This window comes from Dokdonia sp. Asnod1-B02 (genome assembly GCF_045063955.1).
Lineage (GTDB): Bacteria > Bacteroidota > Bacteroidia > Flavobacteriales > Flavobacteriaceae > Dokdonia.
Window position 1 is genome coordinate 2377415 of sequence record NZ_JBEFNW010000002.1, and the last position, 15737, is coordinate 2393151.

Here is a 15737-nt window from a genome sequence, read left to right on the forward strand (position 1 = left end):
CAAACACAAAATGCTTTTAACGATATGTTAACAACATGCAAAAGTCATTAAAGTTACTTTTGGAAATAGCCATATAAGCTACCTTTTTAGTGTAAATTGACCTTTATGAAGTACCTCCTACTCTTAGTTATTCTATCCACCACCCTTACTAGCTGTGTTTTTGACGAAGATGACAAATCTCAAGGGACATATCTAGGTGGGCAGATTATTAACCCTGTACAGAGTTATGTGCTGCTACGTAAGGGAGAAGTAGTTACTGATAGTATTCCACTAGATAGAAGAAATAGGTTTCTATATAAATTTGACAATTTTCAACCAGGACTTTACAGACTAGAACATGGAGAACATCAACTTGTTCATATAGAAGAAGGGGACAGTATATTATTGAGAGTAAACACTAAAGATTTTGATGAGTCACTTAGTTTTTCTGGATATGGGGCGGAAAAGAGTACTTTTTTACTAGACATGTATTTGCATTGGGAGAGTGAAAATGAAAGCATTAAGAAAAAATATCAAAAAAATCCAAAGAACTTTCAGAAGACGCTAGATTCTATGGCGATTACTCATAAAGAGGAACTAGATAAGTTTTTGCTTGATAAGGATTATTCGGATGAATTTATTGAAATAGCAACATCTGTAACAGAATTTGATAATTACCAGCGTAAAGAGTGGTATCCATTTGCTCACTATGGGAAAGACAAGTTATCCTTCATTGATAGCTTACCTAATGATTTTTATAGCTTTCGCGAAAGCATAGATGTAAACAATCCCAATCTTGAAGAATTATATAGTTTTAGAAGATATCTTGCTTCTTACATTAATAACCTCACCTACCTTCGTTATGGAAAGGAGAACGATTATAATCGCACTTCATACATACACAACCATCACCAGATAGCAGTCATAGATAGCCTTATCAATAACAAAGACCTTAAGGAGCGACTTTTATCTCAAATGTCACGTATTTTTATAGCAAACAGCAATAATCTAGACGAAGTAGATAAGCTTTTTGACGAAATAAAAGAAGTCTCTACTTCTGATGAAACGGTTGCACTAGTAGATGCGTTATATGACAATAATAAATCTATGCAAGCAGGAAATATGATTCCTGATGTTATGATTGTAGGTGCAGATTCTGGAATGAATACTTTATCAAGTCGCATCACAAAGCCTACGGTATTATTTTTCTGGTCTTATTTGAGAATGGCTCACATGGACAATTCTCATGCTAAAGCTCGCGAGTTGCAAGTAAAGTATCCTGAGTTTAATTTTATAGCCATTAATGTGAATACAGAGCATAATAAATGGATGCTTCACTTAAAGAAAAATGATTTTGATGAGTCTAAAGAATATAGACTTTCAAAACCAGAGCAAGCCAGAAAACAACTTGTGCTCAATGATATTAACAAGACCATTGTGCTTGATAAAGACGGGAAGATCTTAAACAGTCACGCAAACTTGCACAACTCTAAATTTGAAAACGAACTACTGGCTTATTTAAATCAATAGCCAACCCTTATAGAAATAAAAAAACCCCTTTTACTTTGCAGTAAAAGGGGTTTTTTATTGGTGGGAAACAAGGATTAGTTATTACCCTTCTCGTAGTCTGCTAAGAATTTTGCAAGACCGCTATCTGTAAGTGGGTGCTTTAATAATCCTTCTATAGATGATAAAGGTCCCGTCATTACATCTGCTCCTATTTTTGCACAATCTATTACGTGCATAGTGTGACGTACAGATGCTGCTAGAATTTGAGTTTCAAACATATAGTTATCATAAATGTGACGAATCTCTGCAATAAGATTTAATCCATCTGTGGAGATATCATCTAGTCTTCCTATAAATGGAGAAACATATGTTGCACCAGCTTTAGCCGCTAGTAAAGCTTGTCCACATGAGAATACTAGTGTACAGTTTGTACGTATTCCTTTATCAGAAAAATATTTTATCGCCTTAATACCATCCTTAATCATAGGTACTTTTACTACGATTTGCTCGTGTAATGCAGCAAGCTCCTCCCCTTCTTTTACCATCTCATCATAAGTGGTAGCAATTACCTCTGCACTTACATCTCCTGTTACAATCTCACAGATATCTACGTAATGTTGTAATATATTTTCACGTCCAGTAATGCCTTCTTTGGCCATTAATGATGGATTTGTAGTAACACCATCAAGAACTCCTAGATCTTGTGCTTCTTTAATTTGGTCAAGGTTTGCTGTATCTATAAAAAATTTCATAGTCTTTTCTTTTTATGATTTTACACAAATGTAGCTAAAAGTGATGTGCAGAAGCTAAGAGCGTGTTTAATTGTTTGTTAACTAAAGCTTATAATGATTAAGAAGTAGTTTTTCATACCATGTATCTGGCAGTATGCGCTTGAGCGCAATACTAAAACGCTGCATAAAGAATCCTACGCGATAATGCACTTTAGGGTTTTTAGACTCCATTACGCGTTTCACCACTTTTGCCATGATTATCGTATCCATTCCTTCATCTACATGCGCATCCATTAATGAAAGTGTATTCTTATAATTCTCCTTATATGGGGAGTTTTCAAGCACTGGTGCATGGTAACGGCCTGCAGCAATATTAGTTGCAAAGTCACCTGGAGCTACCGTAGTCATCTTTACATTAAATTCTTTAAGCTCCATACGGTACGCCTCTGTTGTAATCCCCAAGGCACCCTTGGTCGCAGAGTAAATACCTCTATATGGTAATCCCATATATCCTGCTATTGAAGTAATATTAATTACCATACCGCTGCGTTGTTTACGCATCGTAGGCAAGACAGCTTTTATTACTTCTAGAGCGCCAAAATAATTAGTCTCAAAGACTCTTTTAATTTCGGCATCTGGTGTTTCCTCTAGAGGCCCAGTAATCCCCATTCCAGCATTGTTAATCAGGTAGTCTAATCTCCCTTCCTTTTCTAATACAGACGTTACAGCAGCCGCAATAGTCGCTGGTTTTGTAACATCTAGCGCAACCATATGCACTCCTTTTTCTATATTATTTTTTGGGTTACGGCTCGTTCCATATACAGTATACGACTGGTTTACAAGATACTGAGCAATGGCTAAACCTATTCCTGAGGAAGCCCCAGTGATTAAAACTACTTTTGACATAAATCTATTTAAAGGTGGTCAAAGATAAGAAGTTCGCTTATTGTTAATTAGAACAAGCGAGATTTTGTTAGCAGTATCTTTTTAATGGATAATTTGAGAGTTACGCTTTCGCGAAAGCGTAAAAAAAAAACGCTCAGCATATGCCGAACGTTTTATATATGATTGTAAAAGCTTGTACTATCTGGTACGTCTTGCTTTATTAAAAAATGCGTAGTAAGGTGCTGTATCTCTGAGCATACTATATCCAGAAACTTCATCCTTTCTTCTACCATTTGAGTCTAGTAAGAGTACAGTAGGAAAAGATTTATCCTTATTGTATTTGTCTTGAAGCTTCATATTCTTCTTCTTTTGTTCTGGAGAAATGATATCTTCTCTAAAAGGGATATCTACTTCAAGCAACACAAAATCATCTGCTTGTTGTATAAACTCATCCGTCTCCCAGAGATCTTTCTTAAGCATTTTGCAAGGTCCACACCAATCACTACCTGTAAAATACATGATAATAGGCTTTCCCTGGCGCTGCGCTACCTTTTTTGCTTTGTCAAAATCAGTATGCCATTTAGCTTCTTGAGCTTGTAATGTTACTGTCGAAATAAAGAATAATAAAAATGCTATATGTTTCATTGTACTAAAATTAGGGCTACTGCAAAGTTATAAACTTTTAGAAAATAACAAGAATCCTGCCACAATATTGTGTTACAGCCCTATATTCTGTGGAAAGTTACAAATCAAGGACCGCATTGTCCAAGGTTTTGCGCACTTTTTTCATAGTAGAAAACATATCATCTTCTGCTCTATAGCCTATAGGCATTACTAAAACAGACTGCAATCCTTTATTAGCAAGATCAAAAAACTCATCATATCCTTCTGGAGAAAAACCTTCCATGGGGCACGCATCTATTTCTTCAATCGCACAAACGGTAAGCAAATTACCCATAGCAAGATATGCTTGTTTTGAAGCCCACAAGTCATTATCCGCATTTGTAGCGCTTTTAAAATGATCAAGAAGGTAATTCTTAAATGGCTTTATAATTTCCTCTGGCGTGTTTCTGATTTCTTTTACGTTATCAAAATAGTTTTCTACATAATGTTCATCCACCTGCTTTTCAATACAGAAAATTAGCACATGTGAAGCATCTGCTACTTGTCGCTGGTTCATTGATAAAGGAACGAGAGCTTCTTGCTTCTCTTTATTACTTACTACAACTAATCGTACTGGCTGCAACCCAAAGCTAGTAGCAGTGAGGTTAAATGCGTTTTTTACAATCGCTATTTTCGATTCTGGAAGTATGCGCGTGCTGTCAAACTTTTTAGTCGCATATCTCCATTTTAAAGCTTCTATTACTTGTGGCATTTGTTCTATTTTAAGACCTTGCAAAGATACACTTAGAAGTACGTACTGCACATATTTTGTCTAGTAATTATATAAAATGATTAAACAAGCATGATTACTCTTGAAGAACGTATTGAAAATTCTGTAACTCGCATCTTTAAAGCGGTGTTTCCTAATACTACAAATCATTACGACACGCTTTTTGGCGGGACTGCAATGCATATGATGGACGAAGCAGCTTTTATATGCGCCACACGCTTTAGCCGAAAGAAAGTAGTTACCATATCTACTAGCCAAATAGACTTTACTAAAGCCATTCCGCAAGGAACTATTGTAGAATTAATTGCTCGTATTGAAAAAGTAGGCAATACAAGCTGCGTAGTACGCGTTGAGATTTATAAAGAAGATATGTACAATTATGACCGCGAACTCGCAGTAGCTGGAACATTTACCTTTGTTGCTATCAATGATGAAAAGAAACCTATTAAAATAATAGATAACGCTTAGTGCTCAAACATCTAAAGAAATTTATTGCCGTTGCTCTCATTGGGATTATCCTCCTTATTTGTGGAGTGCTCGGACTTTCTCACCATATTGAATCAAGTACAAAGAATCAAACTTTTACTCGTAGCTCAAAAGTGCCAGAAGCCTACACAGCAATAGTACTAGGTGCTAGTGTGAGAGCAAATGGCAATCTATCAACGATGCTAGAAGACCGTGTGGCAAGTGCTCTCAAATTATATAATGAAGGCAAAGTAAAACGTTTTCTACTTTCTGGAGATAACGGCACTGCTTCTTATAATGAGCCTAGGGCAATGAAAGCATACCTTATGGACAAAGGTGTTCCAGAGGATGACATCTTTCTAGATTATGCCGGCTTTGATACCTATGATAGTATGTATAGAGCAAGTTCAGTATTTAATGTAAAAGAAGCTATCGTAGTTACTCAAGAATTTCACTTGCCACGAGCATTATATATCGCCAATAAATTAGGCCTTACGTACTATGGATTTGTGGGTGACAAACGTACCTACCAGAGAGAAAGCGCAAATAAGCGCAGAGAATTACTAGCAAATGTAAAAGCTTTTCTGGAGTTGACTATAAATAAAGAACCTACGTACTTAGGTGCAAAAATCCCAATTAATGGACCGCCACAGTCAAGCTATCCTCAATAAATAATTTCTAAAAAATTAAAAACTACAGTACATTTACTTTTAAAACAAACCACTTTGTTCGCTATACTTAAAAAAGAAATATCCTCATTTTTTTCCTCGGCAATTGGGTATCTGGTTATTGGGTTATTTATCGTAGTTACCGGTTTATTTCTATGGGTTTTTCAAGGGCCTTTTAATATCACAGAGACTGGATTTGCAGATCTCGCACCGTTCTTCCAGATTGCACCTTGGATTTTTATATTTCTTATTCCTGCGATTACCATGCGCAGTTTTAGTGAAGAACAAAAAGTAGGCACCTTAGAACTTCTACTCACAAAACCTATCTCTAAACTCCAGTTAACACTAGGAAAATTTTTAGGAGCATTTGCTCTTATCATGCTTGCTATCATACCCACCCTTATTTATGTAGTCGCAATTTACCAACTGGGTAATCCCGTGGGAAACCTTGATGTAGGAGTAACCATAGGCAGTTATATAGGACTAATGCTTCTAGCTGCAACATTTACGGCAATAGGCATATTTGCCTCAAGCCTTACAGATAATCAAATCATAGCTTTTATAATCGCCGTGTTCTTAAGCTTCTTTTTATATTTTGGACTAGAAGGCATAGCAGCATTTAGTACAACAAGCAGCGTGAGAGATTTCATTAATTCAATGGGTATACAATCGCATTATACCAGCATAAGCCGCGGTGTGGTAGATACTAGAGATCTCATTTACTTTATTAGTGTAACCGCATTCTTTATCATTATTACGATGATGAAACTGCATAAAAGGAGTACACTTTCGTGAAAAATTTAAAATACATACTATCACTTCTTCTTGTAATTATCGGCCTATTTATAATTAACATTATAGGTTCGCTAGTTCACAAGCGCTATGACCTAACACAAGATCAACGCTACAGTTTAAGTGATCCTACGCTTGATTTATTAGATCAAATAGACAGTCCGCTTATTATTGATGTTTTTCTAGAAGGAAATTTTCCAGCGGAGTTTAAAAAACTTCAAAACGAGACGCGTTACCTGCTAGAGGAAATGCAAGCCTATAATGATAACATTAGGTTCGAATTTTCAAACCCAGTAGAAGATGGAGAAAATGTAGCTGAAGTTGCGGGACAATTCAATGAATTTGGGATGACTACCATCCCTCTCAAAGTAAAAGAGAACGGAAAAGAAACCACGCAAACTATTTTTCCTTGGGCTACTATAAATTTCAATGACAAGGCAGTACCGGTAGGACTTGTAAAGAATGTAGTAGGCGCTTCTCCAGAGCAACTCGTATATGCCTCCATCCAAAACCTTGAATACGTCTTTGCCGAAAGTTTACACAGCACTCTTAATGCTAAGTCTAAGCGTATTGCTGTATTGAGAGATAATGGAGAGCTACCAGATGCAAATATTGCAGATATGTTTCGTAAGCTAGGTGATACCTACAATATTGCACCTTTCCCGATGGAATTTGCAAATCAAGATCCAGATAAAGCGCTCAAAGCTTTACAAAACACCTTTGATCTAGTAGTTATTGCAAAGCCCACAGAAGCATTTACAGATAAGCAGAAGTATGTGATTGATCAATATATCATGAACGGTGGTAACAGCCTTTGGATGCTAGATGCTGTAGCCATGGAAGATGATAGTCTTCGCAATGATCAAGGTAAAACTATTGCTTTCCCTAGAGATATTAATCTAGATGACCAACTGTTCAAATATGGAATTAGAGTAGACCCATCCTTAGTAGTAGACCTCTACTCTGCCCCACTTAGCGTTGCATCTGGTGATGGAAGTGATGCTCAGTACATACAGCTACCATGGTTGTATAGACCACAAGTACCTAGTATGAATACGCATCCCATAAATACTAATATTGAAAAGCCTGTTCTTTTCAATTATGCAAATCCTATCACTTTATTAGACAACAATAGAGGCGTTAATAAAACAGTCTTATTGCAGTCTAGTATTTATACAAAAATAGAAAGTACGCCACGAGAAATCTCTCTCGGCCAGGTAGATATTGAACCTTTAGAAAGCGATTTTCAAAGCGGACAGCAACCACTTGCCGTTCTTCTAGAAGGCTCGTTTAATTCGGCTTTTACTAATAGAGTATTACCAGATGGAAGTGATAAAAGTAATTTTCGCGAAAGCGCACAAAAAAATCCTAAGCTTATTCTCATAGCCGATGGTGATATAATCTCAAATAGTCTTGATGCACGCGGGCAACCACTAGAATTAGGATTTGATTATTATACAAGAACCAGCTATGGAAATAAGGAGTTTTTGCTCAATGCGATTAACTATCTCCTTGATGACACTGGGCTTATTAACATACGCAGTAAAGAAATTGCGCTTCCTTTTCTTGATATGAAAAAGACAGCACAAAGTATGACCACGTGGCAAGTCTTGACTATTGGGCTTCCGCTGGCTATTTTGCTTATCTTTGGTCTCATCTACAACGCAATTAGGAAACGTCGTTACGCACGATAGATGTTGATAAGTTAATTATAAAAGCCGTCGCATTTAAAATATATTTGTAAGTAGTGAGTGGAGCATAAATTGCGTCACTTTCAGTACCATTTTATTGTATTGCAAAACCTAACTTTCTATGAAATTTATAGTCTCTAGTACATACCTCCTTAAACAATTACAAGTATTGGGTGGTGTGATAAACAACAGCAACACCTTACCTATACTCGATAATTTCCTTTTTGAACTAGACGGAAATACGCTTACAGTTTCTGCATCAGATCTAGAAACTACGATGACATCAAAATTAGATGTGGAGTCTAGTGATAATGGTGCGATTGCGTTACCAGCTCGTTTACTTCTTGACACGCTTAAGACGTTTCCAGAGCAACCACTAACGTTTACACAGCACGAGAATAATACGGTAGAGATAAGCTCTAACCATGGTAAATATGCACTAGCATATGCAGATGGAGCAGAGTTTCCTAATGCGGTATCACTAGAAGATCCTAGTGTTGTAAAAATACCTGGAAGTGTACTAGCTACCGCAATAAGCAATACTATTTTTGCTACAGGAAATGATGATTTACGCCCAGTAATGAGTGGTGTATTTTTTCAGTTTGGTACAGATGGACTTACGTTTGTAGCAACAGATGCTCACAAGCTTGTAAAGTATGGTCGCACAGACGTTGTGGCTTCTCAAGCGGCGGAATTTATCATGCCTAAGAAACCACTTAACTTACTTAAGGGAATACTTTCTACTTCTGACGATGAAATCGCTGTAGAGTATAATGAGAGTAATGCAAAGTTTACATTTGATAATGTGGAGCTTGTATGTCGTCTTATTGATGGTAAATACCCTAATTATGAAGCGGTAATCCCAAAAGAGAATCCAAACAGACTTACTATAGATCGTAATCAGTTTTTAAACTCTGTACGTCGTGTTTCTATTTTCTCAAATAAAACTACACACCAGATTCGTTTAAAAATCGCTGGAGCAGAGCTTAATATTTCTGCAGAAGATATCGATTACAGTAACAAAGCAGAAGAGCGTCTTACTTGTGATTATCAAGGTGATGATATGCAAATAGGCTTCAACTCTCGTTTCTTAACAGAGATGCTTAATAATATGAATGCAAATGATGTTTCACTAGAAATGTCACTACCTAATAGAGCAGGTATCCTTACTCCAGTAGATGGACTAGATGAAGGAGAGCAAGTTACAATGCTCGTAATGCCAGTAATGCTTAACAACTAAGATTTAATATCTTAATAATAACGAGGTCATTCTAGCAATAGAGTGACTTTTTTTTGTGCTCTTTTTTTAAAGTTGCATAAGATATATTGGGTAGTTACGCTTTCGCGAAAGCAAAAAAACACACTACGCTATCTCATATTTTATCCAATTGAATTCAGTACTTTTATCAGAATAAACAATTCCTTATAAATGAAAAAATATTTTGCCCTAATAGGATTGGGACTCATTGCCCTTTCTTGTAACGAATCAAAAAAAGTAGTAGCACCTGCTGCTCCTTCAGAACCTGTACTTATAGATGTCACTTCTCTTGAAAGTAATGAGAATGACGTACGTAAATACACCAATACTATTACTGCAAATGAGCTGCAAGAAATGCTTTACGTTTTTGCCGGTGATGATTTTGAAGGTCGTAACACTGGAGATCCAGGGCAAAAGAAAGCGGCTGCATATCTTGTAAACTATTACAAACAACTAGAAGTGGCTCCAGGAAATAATGGAGATTATTACCAGATTGTACCAAAAACTTTTTTTAGAAAAGGAAGTGATCTTAACGACTCAGAAAACATACTAGCATTTATAGAAGGATCAGAAAAACCTAATGAAGTACTTGTACTCTCTGCACACCTGGACCATGTAGGAATGGACTCAAACGGTAATGTCTTTAACGGAGCAGATGATGATGGATCTGGTACTGTAGCTTTACTTGAGATTGCAGAAGCTTTTAAACAAGCTGTAAAAGACGGAAAAGGACCTAAGCGCTCTATCCTCTTTTTACATGTTACAGGAGAAGAGAAAGGCTTATACGGGTCTAGATTCTACTCTGAAAACCCAGTATACCCACTAGCAAATACAATCGCAGACCTTAACATCGATATGATAGGTCGTAATGATGACGCACACTTAGAAGACAATAACTACGTTTATTTAATAGGGTCAGATAAATTAAGTACAGATTTACACAATGTATCATCTGCGGTAAATGCAAAGTATTTTGATATTAATCTTGATTACCGCTATAACGTAGAAAATGAGCCTAACCGTTTTTATTACCGCTCAGATCACTACAACTTTGCAAAAAAGAATGTACCTATCATTTTTTACTTTAATGGAACACATGAAGATTATCACAAGATAGGTGATACACCAGATAAGATTAACTACCCTTTACTTGAAAAGCGCACAAAACTAGTTTTTGCAACTGCTTGGGAACTTGCAAATCGTAAGGATAGACCTGTAGTAGACAAAGCGGAGAAAGAAGAATAAATTATTTTAAAAATTATTATGTGTTTTATTTAAGTAAATTCACCTAATAATCAACACTTTGAAAAAGGAGTGGAAAATTTCACTCCTTTTTTTATTAGAAAAAGTTGCACATCTTCTAATATTAATTATCTTTGCACTCGCAATTAAAATGGTGGTTGTAGCTCAGTTGGTTAGAGCGCTGGTTTGTGGTACCAGAGGTCGCCGGTTCGAACCCGGTCTTCCACCCTTATTCAAGTCTTCAGAGAAATCTGAAGACTTTTTTTATGCGCATTAGTTGACAACTTATAGCTTAACTTAAAGCAATAACCACAAAAAAGCCACCCGCAGGTGGCTTTTTTATAACTCAGAATATTTATTCCCTATTTGTTTAATGCAGTCTTATTTACTCCATATATTCTTAAGTATTGCTTCGTGATGGTATCTGGGATAACGACTTTCATCTCGTCATTTGATTTAACAGGATAAACACTCATGGTATAAGCTTTCTGTTTACTAGATGCAAACTTTTCATCAACAATGAGATCTCCTGACATATCATATCTCTTAAGCAGTTGAGAAGGTAACTTCTCAAGAGCATCTAAGCTAGATACATTTGGCACGTGTTTGAAAGGTATCGAGGTAGGTATACTATCTAAATGAAACGAAGACGTCTGCCCTATGGCTACAACTCCAAACATTACAAAGCCAACAATCAATACCCGCTGTATCATCACTAATTATTTTAAATCAAATAAACTTTCTACCGCTGGATAACGCTCTACCGTAAAACCTTCTCCATATTCTGTACCTATGAGACGTCCAAGGTCTCTAGAGCGATAATTAATACTCTCCTTGAAGGTTTCGCTAGAAATAGGTGTATCACCATCTTTGTTATTTGGATCGTGAAACTGCGAGCTGTATGCAAAGACAGCTTCACACTTTTTATCTATAAACCCACTTACATCTACCACTACATCTGGCTCTATGTGTTGCCATTGTATATAATGATATACTGTTTTGGGACGCCATTTTTCTTGTGACTTTCCGTCTACAGAGGTTTCTATCTTTTTCAATCCGCTCAAGAAGCAAGCATCACTTGCAAGTTTACTTCCCTTTCCATGATCTATATGCCTATCTGTAATTGCATTACAAAGCACTATTTCTGGCTGATACTTTCTTATTACTTCGATGATTTTGAGTTGGCTCTCTTTATCATTCACAAAGAAACCATCTGCAAGTGCAATATTCTCACGTACTGCTACACCTAGAATCTTTGCTGCAGCTGCAGCTTCCTCATCGCGTATCTCTGCACTACCTCGAGTTCCTAGTTCGCCTCTTGTGAGATCAAGTATTCCTACTTTCTTTCCATTTGCTATCTCCTTTGCTAGGGTTGCACCACAGCCTAATTCTACATCATCTGGGTGTGCTCCTATGGCAAGTATATCTAGTTTCATATGTATGCTCGCTGTGCGAGTATCTTTTGGATTAATGTTATATAGTCATCAAACTTACGTGTGAATGACATTTCCCTTTATTTAATTACCCACTTTTAAGAACAAATAAAAAGTTAAGCGCAATGGAGTGTTAATCTGCTACCAGTACTGTCTTTTTCAAAACTGCCTTAAGCGCTTGGTCTATATCTTCCATGAGGTCTGCCTTCTCCTCTATTCCTACAGAAAAACGAATTAAGCCATCTGCGATACCTTGTTTTGCTCGCTCTTCTTCTCCTAGTAATGAGTGTGAAGTTTGTGCTGGACATAACATCGTACTCTCTACACCTGCAAGACTCATTGAAGGTTTAATAAGTTGTAGCGCTTTTTGAAAATCTTCGGCATCTATATGTGATGTTAACTCGAAGGACATCATCCCACCAAAACCGCTCATCTGCTCTTTGGCTAGTTTATAATCTGGATGAGATTTTAATCCCGGATAGTACACCCGACTTATCTCGTCTTTCTTATCAAGCCATTTGGCTATTTTCTTTGCATTTCTATTTTGAGCTTTTACACGTAGTGCCATGGTTTTCATGCTACGCTCAAGCATCCATACGGTAAGGTCACTTAGACTTCCCCCTAGATTTTTTGCCAGATTCCAGATGCGATCCATATGTTCTTGACTCGCAGCAATAGCACCTGCACAGATATCACTGTGCCCTCCCATATATTTTGTTGCAGAGTGAAGTATAATATCAATTCCAAAATCTGCTGGATTCTGATTTACTGGAGAGGCAAATGTATTATCTATCATGGTCACAATGCCGTGTTTTTTGGCAAGTGTAGCAACCATCTTCATATCTGTAACCTTCATAAGTGGATTAGAAGGTGTCTCAATGTAAATCACTTTAGTTTGTGGAGTTATCGCTTTCGCGAAAGCGGCCTCACTCAAATCCTCAGTAAATGAATATGTGATACCGTACTTCTCAAATTCCTCAACTACTAGGTTATACGTACCTCCATATAATGTTTCTTGAAGTACCACATGATCACCACTTCTCAAAAAAGCTAGCAATGCAGTACTTACTGCCGCCATACCACTACCAAAGATCATTCCAGCCTCTGTCTTCTCAAGGGCAGCAATTTTCTTACTTAATCCTTCTTGATTAGGAGTATTGAAGTAGCGAGGGTAGCGCTTTACATCTACATCCATAAAGGCATAAGAAGATGATAAGTAGATAGGAGATACAGCTCCTTGAAACTGCTCGTCTTTAATTTCTCCTGTATGCGTACAAATTGTATTAAGGCCTTTATGTGATTTACTCATAGTTTATGTTTTTTTTCAAATCTAAAAATACAAAAAAGGGTTACAGTAAATCAGCCAATTTATTATAGTTTACCATAGTATTAATAAAGAAATTTCTTACAAGTCTAACGTTCAATATTTTACATTTTAATATGAAATTCTCCCAACAATCTTAGATAGATAATGAAGTAAAGTCCCTACCTTTAAAACGGTTAAAAGTACCATTAGACCATATTTATAAAGAAATTCTTAACTCATGGAGCTAATGACTTTTATCCAATTAGAAAAAAATATCATATTTAATAATCACGAAAACCCCTACCTTTTTATAATGCGTTAAGTTATTGTCTCTAAATACTTCCCCAGTAAATAATGATGCGCAGACGAAGGAATTTTATGATCATACCTAATTTTAACATTACGCCAGGAAATACCGTAGGTGACATTTTTATTAATAAAGGAATAAGAACATTTTACGATGCTATACGTGCTATACACAATCTTCCATATGGTAGGTTAAAAGACCCCTTAGAATTGGGATCTGTGATTACCGAAGGGCAAGGCACATGTAGTACAAAGCATGCAACTCTAAAGGCACTCACAGATGAGCATGCAATCTATGGACTGCAACTAGAGCTCATAATTTATGCCATGGATAATACCAATACCCCAGGCATAGGTAATGTGCTTGAAAAGTATGACCTACCTTATATACTGGAGGCACATACCGTACTGGCATATGATGATGAGATGTATGATTATACATTTGCTGGAACATACAGTATGAAATGGAGAGATGCGGTACTTATGCAAACCACTATAGATACAGATCAGATACAGGATTATAAGGAAGAATATCACAAATCTGTACTACAAGATTGGATAGAAAGAGATAAGCTAGCATATAGTCTTGATGAAATATGGAAGATAAGAGAAGAGTGTATACTAGAACTAAGCGCTGTAAAATCACATTAAAACAATCACAACTTTTACAAACTAATCACTGTGAACATCATTCCATACAATTCTCAATTTACTACAGATTTTAAAACTCTAAATATAGAATGGCTCGAGGCCTTTTTCTACGTAGAGCCTTATGATCTCAAAGTATTGAGTAATCCCGAAGAATATATCATTAACAAAGGAGGTTTTATCTTCTTTGCATCAAAAGATGATAAAATTCTAGGTACGGTAGCGCTTATGCCTACTGGAAATACTGGTGCGTTAGAACTTACAAAAATGGCAGTCTCACCTTCGGCGAGAGGAATGGGTATTGGACAGCAATTGATTGCACATTGTATCGCTTTCGCGAAAGCGCAACACCTCAGCAAACTCATCTTATACTCACACCGTACGCTAGAAAATGCCATTCATATCTATAAAAAATGGGGTTTTATAGAAATTCCTCTTGAAGAAGATGTGGTCTACAAGCGCGCAAACATTAAAATGGAACTCGTATTTAACTAATTTTTGTCAAAATGTAACATACAAGACGATAACTTTGTTAATGTAATCCATTAAAACAATGTTATGAAATATTTATGTACCCTCTTTCTTATCGCTTGTACGATGAGCAGCTGTAAAGAAACAGTAAAAGAAACGGAAACCGTTACCACTGTAGAAGAAGTGGACGAACTAACTACCACAACAGACTCAGAAGTAAAAGAGTTTGAAATTATCCCTATTGAGCATGCGTCTACTATTCTTAACTGGGATGGCAGAACCGTTTATGTAGATCCAGTGGGAAAACCTGAGCTTTATAAAGGTTATAAAAAGCCAGATCTTATTGTAATTACACACCTACACGGAGATCACCTCAACGTAAAAACGCTCGAAGGTCTAGACACCTCAACCGCAAGAATCGTTGTGCCACAATCTGTAGCAGAAAAAATGCCAGAAGCATTTAGCTCAAAGTTAGATATCTTAAATAACGGAGAAAAAATAGAAACTTTAGGTATCACAACAAACGCTGTACCCATGTATAATCTAGGTCCAGTAGAGGAACGCCGTCACAAAAAAGGATGGGGTAATGGTTATGTACTAGAGAAAGATGGTAAGAGAGTTTACTTTTCTGGAGATACAGAAGATATTCCAGAGATGCGCAGCCTACAAGATATTGATATTGCCTTTGTATGTATGAACTTACCTTACACTATGACGGTAGAGAGTGCTGCTAGTGCAGTTTTAGATTTTAAACCTACACAAGTATATCCATTTCATTACAGAGGGTCTGACGGTCTGAGTGATGTTGCTACATTCAAATCTATTGTGAATAAAGGAAGTGATGCTATTGAGGTTGTACAGCTAGACTGGTATCCTAATCGTGACTAAATAGGCATTTTAATAGCAGCGTTTATAACAAAAGAAAGCCGCAATGGACCTAGGTCGCATTGCGGCTTCTTA

At 36.6% G+C, this 15737-nt stretch carries 17 protein-coding genes and 1 tRNA gene; 11 read left to right on the forward strand and 7 right to left on the reverse strand.

Annotated features, from left to right (window positions below; translation table 11 throughout):
* The first annotated feature begins 105 nt into the window (after positions 1–105).
* Positions 106–1509, forward strand: coding sequence for a thioredoxin-like domain-containing protein (locus ACJJVU_RS10805; protein WP_298324452.1), 1404 nt, complete (start codon positions 106–108; stop codon positions 1507–1509).
* A gap of 74 nt (positions 1510–1583) precedes the next feature.
* Here the strand turns inward: ACJJVU_RS10805 and fsa are convergent, their stop codons facing one another.
* The 4 genes from fsa to ACJJVU_RS10825 all read right to left on the reverse strand — a co-directional run bounded on the left by fsa (position 1584) and on the right by ACJJVU_RS10825 (position 4479).
* Positions 1584–2240 (reverse strand): fructose-6-phosphate aldolase, encoded by a 657-nt coding sequence (fsa, locus tag ACJJVU_RS10810; protein WP_108878635.1) that lies wholly within the window; start codon positions 2238–2240, stop codon positions 1584–1586.
* An 81-nt stretch (positions 2241–2321) separates the two neighbouring features.
* Entirely contained in the window at positions 2322–3125 is an 804-nt protein-coding gene (locus ACJJVU_RS10815; protein ID WP_339844910.1) for an SDR family oxidoreductase, read from the reverse strand.
* A 177-nt stretch (positions 3126–3302) separates the two neighbouring features.
* A complete protein-coding gene (locus ACJJVU_RS10820) occupies positions 3303–3749 on the reverse strand; it encodes a thioredoxin family protein (RefSeq protein ID WP_405225231.1) in 447 nt (148 codons plus the stop codon).
* Positions 3750–3846: 97 nt separating this feature from the next.
* Positions 3847–4479 (reverse strand): NAD(P)H-dependent oxidoreductase, encoded by a 633-nt coding sequence (locus tag ACJJVU_RS10825; protein ID WP_405227507.1) that lies wholly within the window; start codon positions 4477–4479, stop codon positions 3847–3849.
* Between the two features lie 90 nt (positions 4480–4569).
* Here ACJJVU_RS10825 and ACJJVU_RS10830 point away from each other — a divergent pair, with 90 nt between their 5' ends.
* From ACJJVU_RS10830 to ACJJVU_RS10860, 7 genes are all read left to right on the forward strand, one after another.
* Positions 4570–4965 (forward strand): acyl-CoA thioesterase, encoded by a 396-nt coding sequence (locus ACJJVU_RS10830; RefSeq protein ID WP_339844914.1) that lies wholly within the window; start codon positions 4570–4572, stop codon positions 4963–4965.
* A complete protein-coding gene (locus ACJJVU_RS10835) occupies positions 4965–5633 on the forward strand; it encodes a vancomycin high temperature exclusion protein (protein ID WP_405225234.1) in 669 nt (222 codons plus the stop codon). The genes ACJJVU_RS10830 and ACJJVU_RS10835 overlap by 1 nt, the downstream gene beginning before the upstream one ends.
* A 54-nt stretch (positions 5634–5687) precedes the next feature.
* Positions 5688–6425, forward strand: coding sequence for a gliding motility-associated ABC transporter permease subunit GldF (gene gldF, locus ACJJVU_RS10840; protein ID WP_405225237.1), 738 nt, complete (start codon positions 5688–5690; stop codon positions 6423–6425).
* A complete protein-coding gene (gldG, locus tag ACJJVU_RS10845) occupies positions 6422–8116 on the forward strand; it encodes a gliding motility-associated ABC transporter substrate-binding protein GldG (RefSeq protein WP_405225240.1) in 1695 nt (564 codons plus the stop codon). Before gldF ends, gldG begins: the two co-directional genes overlap by 4 nt.
* Positions 8117–8234: 118 nt before the next feature.
* Entirely contained in the window at positions 8235–9353 is a 1119-nt protein-coding gene (gene dnaN, locus ACJJVU_RS10850) for a DNA polymerase III subunit beta (protein WP_108878628.1), read from the forward strand.
* 189 nt (positions 9354–9542) lie between these two features.
* Positions 9543–10616: a M28 family metallopeptidase gene (locus tag ACJJVU_RS10855; RefSeq protein ID WP_405225243.1), complete on the forward strand. Its 1074-nt coding sequence runs from the start codon at positions 9543–9545 to the stop codon at positions 10614–10616.
* 150 nt (positions 10617–10766) lie between these two features.
* A tRNA-His gene (locus ACJJVU_RS10860) sits at positions 10767–10842 on the forward strand.
* A 133-nt stretch (positions 10843–10975) separates the two neighbouring features.
* On the opposite strand, the gene ACJJVU_RS10865 is transcribed toward ACJJVU_RS10860, so the two are convergent.
* From ACJJVU_RS10865 to ACJJVU_RS10875, 3 genes are all read right to left on the reverse strand, one after another.
* On the reverse strand, positions 10976–11326 hold the full coding sequence (locus ACJJVU_RS10865) for a hypothetical protein (protein WP_405225246.1): 351 nt from the start codon (positions 11324–11326) through the stop codon (positions 10976–10978).
* A 6-nt stretch (positions 11327–11332) separates the two neighbouring features.
* A complete protein-coding gene (bshB1, locus tag ACJJVU_RS10870; protein ID WP_405225249.1) occupies positions 11333–12049 on the reverse strand; it encodes a bacillithiol biosynthesis deacetylase BshB1 in 717 nt (238 codons plus the stop codon).
* A gap of 130 nt (positions 12050–12179) precedes the next feature.
* The gene (locus tag ACJJVU_RS10875) at positions 12180–13355 is read right to left on the reverse strand and encodes a trans-sulfuration enzyme family protein (RefSeq protein ID WP_405225252.1); all 1176 of its coding nucleotides are present in this window, start codon (positions 13353–13355) and stop codon (positions 12180–12182) included.
* Positions 13356–13730: 375 nt separating this feature from the next.
* Here ACJJVU_RS10875 and ACJJVU_RS10880 point away from each other — a divergent pair, with 375 nt between their 5' ends.
* The 3 genes from ACJJVU_RS10880 (at position 13731) to ACJJVU_RS10890 (ending at position 15665) form a co-directional block, all read left to right on the forward strand.
* A complete protein-coding gene (locus ACJJVU_RS10880) occupies positions 13731–14309 on the forward strand; it encodes a hypothetical protein (protein WP_405225255.1) in 579 nt (192 codons plus the stop codon).
* A 30-nt stretch (positions 14310–14339) separates the two neighbouring features.
* Positions 14340–14801 carry a GNAT family N-acetyltransferase gene (locus ACJJVU_RS10885; protein ID WP_405225258.1) on the forward strand — a complete coding sequence of 154 codons (462 nt, stop codon included), beginning with the start codon at positions 14340–14342 and terminating at the stop codon, positions 14799–14801.
* A 63-nt stretch (positions 14802–14864) separates the two neighbouring features.
* Entirely contained in the window at positions 14865–15665 is an 801-nt protein-coding gene (locus tag ACJJVU_RS10890) for an MBL fold metallo-hydrolase (protein WP_405225261.1), read from the forward strand.
* The last annotated feature ends 72 nt before the right edge of the window (positions 15666–15737 follow it).

Excerpts from the sequence above, each read along its gene's own strand:
- ACJJVU_RS10805 (WP_298324452.1), top strand. The coding sequence starts at position 106 with ATGAAGTACCTCCTACTCTTAGTTATTCTATCCACCACCCTTACTAGC.
- fsa (WP_108878635.1), bottom strand. The coding sequence starts at position 2,240 with ATGAAATTTTTTATAGATACAGCAAACCTTGACCAAATTAAAGAAGCA.
- ACJJVU_RS10815 (WP_339844910.1), bottom strand. The coding sequence starts at position 3,125 with ATGTCAAAAGTAGTTTTAATCACTGGGGCTTCCTCAGGAATAGGTTTA.
- ACJJVU_RS10820 (WP_405225231.1), bottom strand. The coding sequence starts at position 3,749 with ATGAAACATATAGCATTTTTATTATTCTTTATTTCGACAGTAACATTA.
- ACJJVU_RS10825 (WP_405227507.1), bottom strand. The coding sequence starts at position 4,479 with ATGCCACAAGTAATAGAAGCTTTAAAATGGAGATATGCGACTAAAAAG.
- ACJJVU_RS10830 (WP_339844914.1), top strand. The coding sequence starts at position 4,570 with ATGATTACTCTTGAAGAACGTATTGAAAATTCTGTAACTCGCATCTTT.
- dnaN (WP_108878628.1), top strand. The coding sequence starts at position 8,235 with ATGAAATTTATAGTCTCTAGTACATACCTCCTTAAACAATTACAAGTA.
- ACJJVU_RS10855 (WP_405225243.1), top strand. The coding sequence starts at position 9,543 with ATGAAAAAATATTTTGCCCTAATAGGATTGGGACTCATTGCCCTTTCT.
- ACJJVU_RS10865 (WP_405225246.1), bottom strand. The coding sequence starts at position 11,326 with ATGATACAGCGGGTATTGATTGTTGGCTTTGTAATGTTTGGAGTTGTA.
- bshB1 (WP_405225249.1), bottom strand. The coding sequence starts at position 12,049 with ATGAAACTAGATATACTTGCCATAGGAGCACACCCAGATGATGTAGAA.
- ACJJVU_RS10875 (WP_405225252.1), bottom strand. The coding sequence starts at position 13,355 with ATGAGTAAATCACATAAAGGCCTTAATACAATTTGTACGCATACAGGA.
- ACJJVU_RS10880 (WP_405225255.1), top strand. The coding sequence starts at position 13,731 with ATGATCATACCTAATTTTAACATTACGCCAGGAAATACCGTAGGTGAC.
- ACJJVU_RS10890 (WP_405225261.1), top strand. The coding sequence starts at position 14,865 with ATGAAATATTTATGTACCCTCTTTCTTATCGCTTGTACGATGAGCAGC.